This window comes from Photobacterium sp. WH77, from assembly GCF_022014395.1.
GTDB lineage: Bacteria > Pseudomonadota > Gammaproteobacteria > Enterobacterales > Vibrionaceae > Photobacterium > Photobacterium arenosum.
The window spans coordinates 48,883-61,447 of the sequence record NZ_JAKLTE010000012.1 but is presented as its reverse complement, the minus strand read 5'-3'; the positions used below and the strand labels follow the sequence as shown (position 1 = coordinate 61,447).

9 protein-coding genes are annotated in these 12,565 nt (G+C 47.7%); 6 read left to right on the top strand and 3 right to left on the bottom strand.

From position 1 onward, the window contains the following. The first annotated feature begins 89 nt into the window (after positions 1 to 89). The 5 genes from L6J37_RS13355 (at position 90) to L6J37_RS13335 (ending at position 7,168) form a co-directional block, all read left to right on the top strand. Entirely contained in the window at positions 90 to 1,307 is a 1,218-nt protein-coding gene (locus tag L6J37_RS13355) for an AAA family ATPase (protein WP_192016141.1), read from the top strand. A 3-nt stretch (positions 1,308 to 1,310) separates the two neighbouring features. Continuing rightward, on the top strand, positions 1,311 to 2,288 hold the full coding sequence (locus L6J37_RS13350) for a ParB/RepB/Spo0J family partition protein (RefSeq protein WP_237795444.1): 978 nt from the start codon (positions 1,311 to 1,313) through the stop codon (positions 2,286 to 2,288). Between the two features lie 110 nt (positions 2,289 to 2,398). After that, the gene (locus L6J37_RS13345) at positions 2,399 to 4,498 is read left to right on the top strand and encodes a tRNA(Met) cytidine acetyltransferase TmcA (protein WP_237795443.1); all 2,100 of its coding nucleotides are present in this window, start codon (positions 2,399 to 2,401) and stop codon (positions 4,496 to 4,498) included. A 289-nt stretch (positions 4,499 to 4,787) separates the two neighbouring features. Then, on the top strand, positions 4,788 to 5,192 hold the full coding sequence (locus L6J37_RS13340) for a hypothetical protein (protein WP_237795442.1): 405 nt from the start codon (positions 4,788 to 4,790) through the stop codon (positions 5,190 to 5,192). Between the two features lie 305 nt (positions 5,193 to 5,497). Next, on the top strand, positions 5,498 to 7,168 hold the full coding sequence (locus L6J37_RS13335) for a DUF342 domain-containing protein (protein WP_237795441.1): 1,671 nt from the start codon (positions 5,498 to 5,500) through the stop codon (positions 7,166 to 7,168). A 105-nt stretch (positions 7,169 to 7,273) separates the two neighbouring features. On the opposite strand, the gene L6J37_RS13330 is transcribed toward L6J37_RS13335, so the two are convergent. Next, positions 7,274 to 8,578: a sigma-54-dependent transcriptional regulator gene (locus L6J37_RS13330; RefSeq protein WP_237795440.1), complete on the bottom strand. Its 1,305-nt coding sequence runs from the start codon at positions 8,576 to 8,578 to the stop codon at positions 7,274 to 7,276. Then, the gene (locus tag L6J37_RS13325; protein ID WP_237795438.1) at positions 8,575 to 10,392 is read right to left on the bottom strand and encodes a sensor histidine kinase; all 1,818 of its coding nucleotides are present in this window, start codon (positions 10,390 to 10,392) and stop codon (positions 8,575 to 8,577) included. The genes L6J37_RS13330 and L6J37_RS13325 overlap by 4 nt, the downstream gene beginning before the upstream one ends. A 256-nt stretch (positions 10,393 to 10,648) precedes the next feature. Between L6J37_RS13325 and pdxH the strand changes: the two genes are divergently transcribed. After that, the gene (gene pdxH / locus L6J37_RS13320; protein ID WP_237795436.1) at positions 10,649 to 11,284 is read left to right on the top strand and encodes a pyridoxamine 5'-phosphate oxidase; all 636 of its coding nucleotides are present in this window, start codon (positions 10,649 to 10,651) and stop codon (positions 11,282 to 11,284) included. A 42-nt stretch (positions 11,285 to 11,326) separates the two neighbouring features. On the opposite strand, the gene L6J37_RS13315 is transcribed toward pdxH, so the two are convergent. Beyond that, positions 11,327 to 12,037, bottom strand: a complete 711-nt coding sequence (locus L6J37_RS13315; RefSeq protein WP_237795435.1) for a helix-turn-helix transcriptional regulator — start codon at positions 12,035 to 12,037, stop codon at positions 11,327 to 11,329. Positions 12,038 to 12,565 lie beyond the last annotated feature (528 nt).

Sequence of the window (12,565 nt, the reverse complement as noted above, 5' to 3'; positions counted from 1 at the left end):
TTTATCACAGTGAAACGTTCAGCTTTTTGTTGTTTTTGTGTATTTATGTTGTACAATTTTGACAAATACTCTGTAGGGTGATGAACAAGATGAATCGGGTAGAAACAATAGAAAATTTGCTCAAGATCGCTGAGCAGACAAAACAGGTTCAGGCGGACCGAATTGAAATCGTGCTGGAAGAGCGCAGGGATGACCACTTTCCCTCTATGTCAAAAGCACTTATGGAGACCCGTTCTGGCCTGACCCGTCGTAAGTTAGATGAAGCGATTGCCCGGATGGAAGAAGCGGGACATCAATTTACTAAAAATAACGCCAATCATTACTCTATTACGCTAAATGAAGCACATATGCTGATGGATGCGGCAGAGCGCCCTGCTTTTCACGAGCGCCAAACCGGCAAGCGTAAGCCATGGGTGGTGAATGTGCAGAACCAGAAAGGTGGTACAGGCAAGTCGATGACGGCGGTTCATTTGGCGGCTTGTCTGGCCTTGGATCTGGATAAGCGCTATCGCATCTGCTTAATCGACCTGGATCCGCAAGGCTCTCTTCGTCTGTTTCTGAACCCGCAAATCAGTGTCGGCGATCAGGAAAACATTTATTCTGCGGTTGACGTAATGCTGGGAAATGTGCCGGAAGATCAGGCTACGGACAAAGCATTTCTGATGAATAATGTGGTTATGCCAACTCAGTATCCTAACCTGAAAACCATTGCGGCCTTCCCGGAAGACGCCATGTTTAATGCTGATGCCTGGCAGGATCTGGCTGTAAATCAGAATCTGGATATTGTGCAATTGCTGAAAGAGCGAGTCATCGATCAGATAGAAGATGAATTTGATGTCATCATGATTGATACAGGCCCGCACATCGACCCATTGGTGTGGAATGCGATGTATGCGTCAAATGCGCTGTTGATCCCTTGTGCGGCTAAACGTCTTGACTGGGCATCTACGGTGAATTTCTTCCAGCACTTGCCTACTGTGTATGAAATGTTCCCGGAAGACTGGCATGGACTGGAGTTTATCCGTTTGATCCCTACCATGTTCGAAGATGATAATAAGAAACAGGTCTCTGTATTAACTGAAATGAACTATCTGCTTCAGGAGCAGGTGATGATGGCGACAGTGCCCCGTAGCCGTGCTTTTGAAACCTGTGCTGATACCTACAGCACCGTTTTTGATCTGACGACTGCAGATTTTGAAGGTGGTAAAAAAACCTTATCGACTGCCCAGGACGCGATTCAGCGGGTTGGCCTTGAACTCGAACGCGTTATGCATAGTCACTGGGCTAATTTGAACCAGGAGAAATAACAGGTGGCGATTAAAACAAACGATCTGAATGCCCGTCTGTTTGGTAAAGCAGATAAGCGCCGTGCGACCACAGTGGCTGAGGCGCAAAGTGCGGCAAAAGATAAAGCAGCAGTTATTGAGCTGGCAGTTGCCGGTGAAACCACTGTGGCGTTTGAACTGGTAAAAGTGAAAGCCAGCGAGATTGGCGAACAGACTCAGGTGTTTGCTCAGAATGCCCGTGAGCAGGCATTTTTAAACGAACATGCCTTAGCCGATATTCTGACAACACTGAAAGACCGGGGACAACAATATCCGGCAGTGGGTCGTTGGCTGGATGACGGCCGCATTGAAGTGCTTGACGGTAGCCGGCGGCGGATGGCCTGTTTGCTGTCGAAACAGGATTTTCTGATTTATGTAGCCAAAGGCATAAACAGTGATCATGCCAAGTTTCTTTCTGATGTGGCCAATGCGCACAAGCCGCTGTCATTGTTTGAACGCGGCAAAGAAATGCAGGCTTTGCTGGCTACCGGCAAAGTGGCTGATCAAAAAGCTTTGGCTCGATTTTGCCAGTGCAGCGAAGCGCTGGTCAGCGGCGCGTTGAAAGCGGCCAGTTTGCCGATGGAGCTATTAATGGCTTACCCGAGTGTGGGCGAATTAGGTCGGCCGACCATAGTTAAGCTGCATAAACTCTACTATTCACTGAATGATGAGCAGCAGAAAGCCTTTGTGAAGGAGCTGTCTCAGCAAGATAAACCTGTGTGGCAAAGTGTCGATGCACAGGGTATTACGCGTATTACCCGTGAAGTCACCAATCACATTGAGCATCTTGGTGAGGTCGTGCGTCCCAAAGTGCAGCAGAGCAGTAAACCTCAGTCGGTTGAACTGGTGCGCGGGCAAGCAAGTTATGTCAGAGATGGTGACAGACTCCAGCTCAAACTGAGCAAGCTCTCTGAACAGCAAGCTGAACATATACTGGCCTATCTGGCCGATTACCTCAATTAATCGCATCTTTGTTATCTCTAAGCCACGTCTGATGACGTGGCTTTTTTTATTGTGCTTGGTAGTATACAGACCTGTTTCTTCTATCTATTGCTGCAGCATCAGAGGCCGGTATGTCTGAACTGTCTCGTTTCATTTCTGACTTAGTCAGTCGCGCAAAACAATCCCGTCACCGTTATTTGCTCTGCATTGAGAGTGAGCACAGTTGGGGGATCAATACGGCTTTGCTTGCTCAGGCGCATTACTCTGACGGCCTGTGGCTGAGCGATAAGGCGCCGCCAAACGTGCTATCGGTATCGGCAAAAAAAGCACAAGCCTGGTTAGGGCAGGACTGTGATTTTCTGACCGTAGATTTGCACCAGGGCTTAGCGCTTGAGGCCATGGCCGCTTTAGCCGGCACCATACGTGGCGGTGGTCTTATGGTGATGTTGTTACCCGGCCCCAAAGGCAGGTCAAGCGATTGGCAGTCCCCTTTCATGCAGCGCTTTTTATCTCAGCTTTCCAGCCATCATGTACTGACGATAAAACCCGGGCGCGATGGCAAGATGTGTTTGCCTCTGTTGCCTGAAGAACCTCCAGCCATTAACGATATGACAGAGCGGTGTTATGGGTGCCTGAGTGATGAACAGCTCAATGCTGTTGAAGCCATCCGGCGGGTAGTCACAGGCCACAGACGTCGTCCCTTGGTTATCACCGCGGATCGCGGGCGAGGAAAATCATCCGCTTTAGGTATCGCCGCGGGTATTCTGATGAAGGAGAAGCCTCGTAAGATACTGGTGACAGCACCTCGTCAGCGTAATGCCGAAACTGTATTTCAGCATGCGGCAAACATCCTTGGGCTCGCTGCAGATTCGTCTTATCAGTTGCAACGAGATGGTAGTCAGCTTTGTTTTATTGCGCCTGATACCTTGCTGGCAGAGCGCCCTTCTGCGGATCTGCTTATCGTTGATGAAGCGGCGGCTATTCCTGCCCCGTTACTGCAAAAGATGCTGTCGAGTTATTCCAGGGTGGTCTTCGCATCGACGATACATGGTTATGAAGGTACCGGACGGGGGTTCGCGATTAAGTTTACATCTGTACTGGATGCAATGACCCCGCAATGGCGTGCCTGCTCAATGACATCCCCTATTCGATGGGCTGCGGGCGATCCGCTGGAATATTGGCTTTTTGAGACCTTGTTACTGGATGCTGAACCGGCCTGTATTGCTGAGCCTGTGTCTGCCGCGGATGTTCAGTATCAGCCGATATCGCCACTATGGCTGGCTGAGCGTCCGGACAGCTTATCCCAGTTGTTTGGTTTGCTGGTCAATGCACATTATCAGACCTCACCGAGCGATCTTAAGCAATTGCTGGACGATCCAGACTTAGCTATTTTTGTCGCTCTGCAAGATGAGCTGATTGTAGGGTGTGTATTGCTTTCGTGTGAAGGTGGTTTCTCTGCTGAACTTGCCCAAGCCATATGTCTTGGCCAGCGCCGGCCCAGAGGGCACTTGCTCGCGCAGTCTGTTGCTGCGCATCTTGGTCTGGCTGAGGCTGCCAGCCAGCATTGTGGACGTATTTTACGTATTGCTGTTCACGATAGTGCGCGCAATATGGGAATAGGTTCGGCCTTACTGGCACAGGTTCAGGACTGGGCGGTGCATAAACAGCTGGACTTTTTGGGTACCAGCTTTGCAGCCAGCAGTGAATTATTGCCGTTCTGGCACAGCGCTGGCTATGTTCCAATTCGGTTGGGGATTGTTAAAGACGGTGCCAGTGGCTGTCATTCCCTGTTGTCTGTGCTGCCATTATCCGACGCGTCCTGGTCCTGGTTTGAAACGGCAACATGTTCCTTCTCGCTCAGTTTCCTGGCCCAGGCTTGCGAACAGTTTCGGCTGCTTGATAAAGCGGTTTTTTTGCCTTTATATTCCCAATGCCTGGCTCAAACGCAATTACAGCAGTTACCAAGCACGGCACAGCGCCAGTTAATGCACTTTTCTCAGGGAGGGCTTGGCTATGATTTACTCGTTGGCCAGTTGTCACTCTGGCTGCAACACGGACTTCAGTCTGGAGAGCTTACCGCTCAAAACGGTATTGATGTGATGTTGGCTAAAGTGATTCAGCGACAATCGTGGGCTGAATTGCAGGAGCAGTTTGGCTTTACAGGCCGTAAACAGGCAGAGCAGTTTTTGCGACATTTTGTTGGTCATGCGCTGCAATATCTCCCTCATTGATTACAATTTACAGTGTAAATAGGTCACATCTCGTATTTACACTGTAAATTACTGCATACTGGTTAAACTTAACTAGCGCCTTATTCCTGATCTGGTGGTTCAGCCTTTCATTTCCTGCATTATAAGGTTAGTATTTACTAACAAATTCTGATAAGCAGTCCCGAAAAAAGTTCAAGGTATTACCACTTAAACCACAAAATTAGACTAGAGTTATTTAACCTGAGCATGAAAAACGTACTGCTGATGGCAAGTACAGGATAATTATTAGAATGCCGTTAAGGGGTAGGATATGAGTTTAGTTAAGGTAGAAAGCAAGGCAATGAGATCCTTGTTGGAACCCGGCGTACGCATTGCCAAACCCAACATGACATTCAGCCTAGTGGCTGGCGGATTTGCTGCGCGATTATTGAAAAAAGCCAATAGCACGACAGAGCAGGCGGTTTCTGAAAGTGGCAATCTGGGGTTAAAAGTGCGGTTGAATAAGTTAAGTAAGAATTGCATCTATTTTTCAGCTATGGTGCCGTTAGACTTATCTGCGTCTTATCAGTTGCAAGTTCAGGGGCTGAGAATGCTTGACGGTTACCTGACGTCGGAATCATCTGATGATAACGATCTTCAATTGCCCAGTATTTATCAGTTTCATCCAAATGACTGGCTAACAGATGATGATTTGAATTGGTTAGGGATAGATTAATTTTTGTTTGAGACGCTTTTTGCGGGCGAGCAAGGTTATCCTTGTTCGCTTTATTCTTTATCTCTCTTTCCAATTCATCAATAGCTCTGGCTGGGGTACGCCGAGTGGGTACGTTGAATAAGGAGTGGCGGTTTATTCTCTTATTGGCTTTTTATCTGGTTTCCTGTTTTCCGCTCTTGCTCCCCAACCACAAACCCTGCTGTTGCTTGTTGTGCGAAGTGTGACTCCCTTCTATGTCTACTCGATTGAAATTTCTGTAAGATTTACACTCAAACGGGCTACAGGCCAGGAAGAAGGAGCCTTCCATGACGGATTCAGTGCTTATGTTGGAGCCAGATGGCTCACAACTGCGTCTGGTTGTATCCAAACAAATGGAAAATAGTTGTCAGTCGCTACAGCGTACCGATATTGAATCGTTACTGGAGCAGTCAGATTACTATGCCTATAGTCGTCTCGAAGAGGCGATTCAAGATGCAATCGACTATTACAACAATTCGAAATCAGACGCTGGGCAGTCGGCATTTATTATTGCAGAGCGAAAAGATGTAGAGCTTGAAATCTCTATTTCAGACGACTGCATGTTTGCTTACGTCACTCTGACTGGTGCATACGGTGGCGATCGTTTAACAGCGCAAGGGCTGATAGTCACACTGAAGCAGCAGCGTATTCTGCGTGGTGTCAGCAAAAAACGCCTGCAATATCTCCTGCAGAAATCCTGGGAGCTCGATCCGGGTGAAACCTTCACACTGAAAATAGCGGCTGGCCGACCAGCCGTTGCTGGTACAGATACCCGCTTTGAACCTTTAGTAGCGGATGCCTCTCAGCGTATTCTTGCCCCTCAGGACAGTGATCACGGAAAAGTCGATATGCGTGATCTGGGTAAACTGATTACGGTTGAAATCGGCCAGCCTCTGATGCGACGCATCCCGCCCACTGCTGGTGAACTTGGTTATGATATCCATGGCAACGTGGTTGAGGCGATTGCGGGTAAAGTCATTGCTTTCGATGTTGGTTTAGGAACCCGGATTTCTGATTCCGACCACAATGTATTGATTGCCGATAAAGAGGGAACACCGCGGCACGGCCTGACAGGCATGGCCGTGGATGACCTTTTAACTGTCGATAGTGTGGATGTCACTACAGGCCATATCGATTTTAACGGCGCGGTACTGGTGCTTGGTGATGTCAGCTCAGGTATGAAGGTGAAAGCCGGCGGTAATATTACAGTGACAGGTGTGGTGGAACTTGCTGAGTTGACTGCCGGTGGAAATATTACGATCGCTAACGGTGTGATAGGCCGGCTACAGGATGGCAAACCGGCATACTGTCACTTGCAAGCGCTGGGTAAAGTCTCGGCCAAGTTCGCTCAGTACACGCAGATCGAATCTGGCACAGACACTGAGCTGCATCTGCATCTGGCACATTGCATGGTCAAAGCCCAAGGCGTCGTCAGGGTTATCGATCCTGCGCAACGTCACGGTACTGTGACCGGAGGGGTGATTGTCGCCGAGGGAGGTCTCAGTGCCAGAGTGTTAGGGGCAGAAGCCGGCATTGACACCCAGATCAAACTGTTAAGTCAGTTTGATGATCTCAAGGCTGATATGGACGCCTTGAAAGCCGAGATAAAAAATCAGGAAGAGCGACTACATCAAATTGTTCTGTTGCAGATGAAGCTCTCGAAAATTCCGAAAGAGAAGCGCTCTCAGGAATTAGCAAATAAAGTGACAGACAGTAAAGGGCAGTTTATGGCGACGTTAGCTGAGATGAAAAGCCAGTACCAATCTTTGCAGCAAAGCTACCTTCAGCAGTTTTCTGCTGCTCAGGTTGAAGTGAGTAGCTTGATATATCCAGGGGTATCTGTTCGTATCGCTGACAAAGAGTTTGTCGCTGAGCGAGAAATGACAGCTTGCCGGATACATTTAGAGAAACAGAAGATTGTTTGTCAGCCACTAAGCACTACTCGCAGCCAGGTATGATACGAGAGATTTACAGTGTAAATAGCGTACTGACTGCTGACAGCGGAGGTTTGTATTTACACTGTAAATCAGGATGTTCGGGCCCAGGTTCAGGTCGCTTTGCAGCTACTCTTTGAAATCTTGCTTATCTAAGCCATGTTTTTTCATTTTGTCATACAAGGTTTTTCTTGCCAGCGCTAATTCCGACTGTACTTCTTTTAAACGGCCATTGTGCCGGCGCAGTGCGTCACTGATTAAGGTAAATTCAAATTGGTGTACACGTTCACTCAATGAGGGAAGAGGGGCATCAAGATCGAGTGTTTGGTGTTGGTCAAAATGGCTACCAAGCAGTACCAACCTTTCTGACACAGATCTTAATTCGCGCACGTTTCCTGGCCAGTCGTAAGCAAGTAGCTTACTTTTTTGTTCGGCATTGAGTACGGGGGCTTCGATGTTATAGCGGGAAGCCGCAGTACGAATAAAGTTTTGAAATAATAATTCAATGTCTTCCTGGCGTTCACGCAATGGGGGTAGTGACAGAGCACATTGCTTCAGGTGCTGGAAAAGCTCACGGGAAAACTGTCCTTGCGAGGTTAGCGCATCAAGAGAGCGACTGCTGCTGACTATCACGCGTGTCTTGTTGTGGTTTGAATCTACGGCGAGCTGGTCTTGTTGTGTAAGCTGATAAAGTAATCGCTGTTGCGATGCAGCAGCCAGCTGGTCGATATTCTCAAGGTACAGTGTACTGCCTGTCGCATCTGACCATTTTCCGGCATAGCTGGCGTGCCCGAAGCACAACTCTTCAAATTGCTGTTCAGTCAGGTCCTGACACTTAAGCGATATCAAAGGCAGATGCTGCCTGGGGCTGTGGTCATGAATAAACTGTGCCACCATGCGTTTGCCTGTCCCTTCTTCGCCTTCCAGCAATATAGTCGATTCATCCGCCTGCAGCTGATATAAGCTTCGCCGAAGTTGTTTAATGGCTAAGCTGTTACCCAAAATACGAGGGCCTGGACTACTTTGCGATGCCAGCTCTCTCTTCAGTTCTCTGTTCTCAAGTACCAGTTCCCGCTTGTCACAAGCTCGCTTTACCACATCAAGCAGATGCTCGGTCGAGAATGGTTTTTCCAGAAAATCGTAAGCGCCGATCCGCATGGCATCAACGGCGGTAGAAATATCGCCATGCCCTGTCAGCATAATCACCGGCAGCTCTGCGTCAATCGCCAGTGCTTGTTGCAAAAACGTCATACCGTCCATGCCTGGCATATTAATATCTGTGATGATGACGCCGGGAAACTGATTGTCGAAAACGCTTAGCGCCTGGCGGGCACTGGAGAACAACTGAACCTGATAATCTTCCAATTCGAGAGTTTGTCCGAGTGAATCCCGGATAGTTTTTTCATCATCGATAAAGATGACTGGAGGTTTCATGCTGGTTCCTCTTTGCTCAGTGGCAGGCTGATTTGAAACTCGGCTCCACCGCCTGTGTGGTTATGTACGGTTAAACTGCCGGAAAACATATCAAGGATACGGCGACATATAGTCAGCCCCAGCCCTAACCCATCGTGTTTGGTGCTGAAAAAAGGCGTAAAGATCCGTTGTTTTTGCGTGTCATCCATGCCTGGGCCATTATCCCAAAGGGTAATGACAGCGCGCTGGCGGCCGGCATGCAGAGTAATACCGATTTTCTTATCGGCGACAAGCTCCTGTGCCTGAATGGCATTTTGCAGCAGGTTCACTATTACTTGCTCAAACTGCACCGCATCGATGCGGACAAAAACATCTTCAGTGAGATTGAGTTGCAGAGCGACTTGGTGTCTGGTCAGCGGTGTATGCATCAGTTGAATAGCATTGCGAATCGATTGGGCGGCATCGGAACTGCTGTTGAGTGATTGCCCTTTACGGGCAAATATCTTGAAGCGAGCAATAATGGTGGAAATACGTTCGTTTAAATCAATGACCTGTTCAAGGTTACTGGCTACCTCCTGATAGCGTTCTTTCTTTAACAATTTCAGGCCATTTTCACAGTAGGTACGCATTGCTGACAGTGGCTGGTTAATTTCATGATTGATGCTGGCTGAGAGCTCGCCCAGCATGGCCAGCTTGGCGGCCTGGATCAATTCGGTTTGTGTTTCTTTCAGTTGTGCCTGAGTCAGTTCGTATTGCTCAATAGTGTGCCACAACTCTTGGTTAGCCAGATGTAAATGTTGGGTTCTGTCTGCAACCTGATGCTCCAGCGTGTCGTTCAGTTCCGATAGCGCTTGCTTGGCACTGACGGTCTGCCACCAGTAAATCATGACAAGAATCAGCAGCACGTAAAAGGCGATAAACAGAAGAATGCTTTCAAATACATTGGTATAGATATGCATGCTGGGTGTAAAGCCATAGATTACCCAGCCTGCCGTCGACATATCATGGTGAGCCAGCAAAAAGGATTGGCTGCGTTGCCGTTGCGGCAGGTATATCTCAGCCTGCTGGTTTGTATTCAGTACTGTCAGGCTTGGAAACTGGGTCAGAGGACGCAATGAAGCATTACCGTATTGGCGGCTTTCTCTTACTTGTTGCTGCTGTGTAGCTGATAGGGGCACCAGGCTGTGGTATAGCCAAGTGTCAATTGAGCTGTAAAAAACGACGCCTTGAGGATCGCTGATCACGTACTCCAGTTCTTTGTATTGCCAGATTTCATCGACCAGATTGAGGTCTATTTTGATAACAATCACCCCCTCTATCTGCTTCTGAGTGTTATAAACGGGGGCGGAGAAGAAATATCCCCGTTTGCCTGAGCTAACGCCAAGCGCAAAAAACTGACTGAGTGACCCTTTAATAGCATCACTGAAATAGGGTCGGTAAGCGTAATTATTACCAACAAAACTGTCGGCTTGTCCCCAGTTGCTGGCCGCCAGGGTATCGCCCTTGGCGTTTAGCAAATAAATGGTGTCGGCACTTAATGTCTTTGCCCAGTAAGCCAGCAGAAGATTGGTTTGCAGCATTTTTGCATCGCGCTCGCGCTGAGGACTTGATTGTGCATGCAGCGAATCTAATAGCCTGGGATCATGGGCCAGCAACTGGGGTAACTGCTGGTAGCGGGTAAGGCGCTGGTCGAGTTTCTCGCCGAGTAACCGGATATCAGACCTAATTTGTTCTGATAGCGTACGCGTAAAGTGCTGCTGGGTCAGGAAACCGATAAGCACAGAAAGTAGTATGCCCAGTCCGGCAATCAGGCTCAAGGTACGTGATTTTGGCAAAATCGGCGCTCTGTTTAAGTCAAAGTGGAATGTGCAAAATTAGCATCTTTCGCAGTCAGGCACTAAAGCTTATGGTTATCAAATTGATCCTGATCCTTGTCTCGCCTTTTGCCATCAATAAAAACAGCTTACTTTGCAGGAGGTGCTTGTTTTTCCACACACTAAGGCGGACAATTTGCTGCATTAACCAGTCCTAGCCTGAGTTCACTGAACCATAGTGTTGGTGAGCCCTGGCAGTAAGTAAACGGAGAATACAATGGAGCTGTCTGATATTCGTCGCGAGTACACTCGGGGTGGGTTGCGCCGCCACGATCTGCCGGAACAACCGATTGAGCTTTTCAATCACTGGCTGCAGCAGGCTATTGAAGCGGGCCTGACCGATCCTACCGCAATGACGGTGGCAACAGTCGACGCAACGGGTCAACCTTTTCAGCGCATTGTATTGCTGAAACATTTTGATCAGCAAGGTTTTGTTTTTTATACCAACTTAGGCAGCCGAAAGGCATCTCAGATCGAGCATAATAATAAAATCAGCCTACACTTTCCCTGGCACCCGCTGGAGCGACAAGTTCATATTACCGGGATTGCAGAGAAACTGACCACGCTGGAAGTGATGAAATATTTCTCATCCAGACCTAAAGAGAGCCAGATTGCAGCCTGGGCCAGTAAGCAAAGCGCCAGGTTAACCGCTCGTCAGGCACTGGAAGGAAAATTCATGGAAATGAAAAAGAAGTTTTCCGCAGGCGAAGTACCCTTTCCTACTTTTTGGGGCGGCTACCGTGTGAGAGTGACATCAATGGAATTCTGGCAAGGTGGCGAGCATCGCCTGCATGACCGTTTCTTGTACGAGCGTGAAGCTGATCATTGGCATATTGACCGTTTAGCGCCGTAAACAGACACAGAAAGGCCACCGCTCGTGGCCTTTCTGTAACGGTTATTCTTTCAGAATGATGGATAGCTGACTGGTAAGCATGCTTTCAGGAATGTGCGAGCCAAAGCCGAGATCTAAAGCTAAATCGATCAGTTCATTTTTTGAATTAGCATTAAACTTTTCGCGAAGCTTAATCACGTAGTTTTCAACTGTTTTCACTGAAACATTGAGCACCTTAGCAATGTACTGAGGTTTTTTACCGTAAAGCAGTAAGAACAAGACTTCAGATTCTCGCGTATTGAGCTGCACCTTTTGGCGATGAAGGTCCAGGCTGAATGATTTTTGGTGTTGATCATTCAGCCCTGCAGCCCTGCAAATCCAATGACCGACTTCAAGAATCGCGGTATCTTTCAGTTCAATGCCGGAAAAGATGGTGCCGACGACTTCATTTTCTTCATTATGCCATGGCATTTTCGTGAACAAGTGCGCCCGCCAGTTACCATCAGAGTACGGGTGAATATCCAGTACTCGCATGCGTTTTCCGCTGAGCATGACTTGATTGTCCTGATCTCTGAAGCTTTCAGCACACTCAATGGTGGGGCTTGGCATATCGAAATCTGTGCGTCCTGCACAGTCTAAATGGTGCCCTACACCTATAATTTTTCCATATTCATGATTGGCATAAACAAATACAGAATGTATATCTTTACAACCCCAACATCCAGGAAGCTGATTAAACATATGTAACAAAGTGGGATCGAGTGAATCTTTCACGCTTTACGCCAGAGTTTATTATTTTGGTGGGTGGATTAGGTCTGAGTTTAATGGAAGCGCAGAATGTTACAATATTAGCTGACTGAAAAATTAGACAAGTATGGAATAAAATAGAAAAAAATGCCGGCCAAACTGGCCGGCAAAGACAAGAGTTTAACTCCGAAGAGTTCAATCCTGTACGACGTGTAGAAGAGGTATCCAATCAAGTTTGCATCTTTGATAAGAGGGTATATATCAAAGAACCTCATTGGGATGTATCCGGTTAGGATACTGCAGACGATTTTAGAAAGGGTTTCCTCAACCGCCTACAGTTGCAACTATAGTGAAGCGGTCTCTTTTCGTTAAGGGGGGAAATCACCTATTGACAATAAGTGATGGTTGTGAACTGAGATTAATTACCGTTTGCAATATGACACCAGATGCTATTAAACGATAAGAATTGGATGCATAAGATAATAAAAAATCGACCAGAGGTCGATTTTTTTTGTGTTTTATCTCGAATAAATACGTCGGTAGCCCATAAATATG

Coding starts and splice junctions, on each gene's coding strand:
- pdxH (WP_237795436.1), top strand. CDS start 10,649: ATGGAGCTGTCTGATATTCGTCGCGAGTACACTCGGGGTGGGTTGCGC.
- L6J37_RS13335 (WP_237795441.1), top strand. CDS start 5,498: ATGACGGATTCAGTGCTTATGTTGGAGCCAGATGGCTCACAACTGCGT.
- L6J37_RS13330 (WP_237795440.1), bottom strand. CDS start 8,578: ATGAAACCTCCAGTCATCTTTATCGATGATGAAAAAACTATCCGGGAT.
- L6J37_RS13345 (WP_237795443.1), top strand. CDS start 2,399: ATGTCTGAACTGTCTCGTTTCATTTCTGACTTAGTCAGTCGCGCAAAA.
- L6J37_RS13340 (WP_237795442.1), top strand. CDS start 4,788: ATGAGTTTAGTTAAGGTAGAAAGCAAGGCAATGAGATCCTTGTTGGAA.
- L6J37_RS13355 (WP_192016141.1), top strand. CDS start 90: ATGAATCGGGTAGAAACAATAGAAAATTTGCTCAAGATCGCTGAGCAG.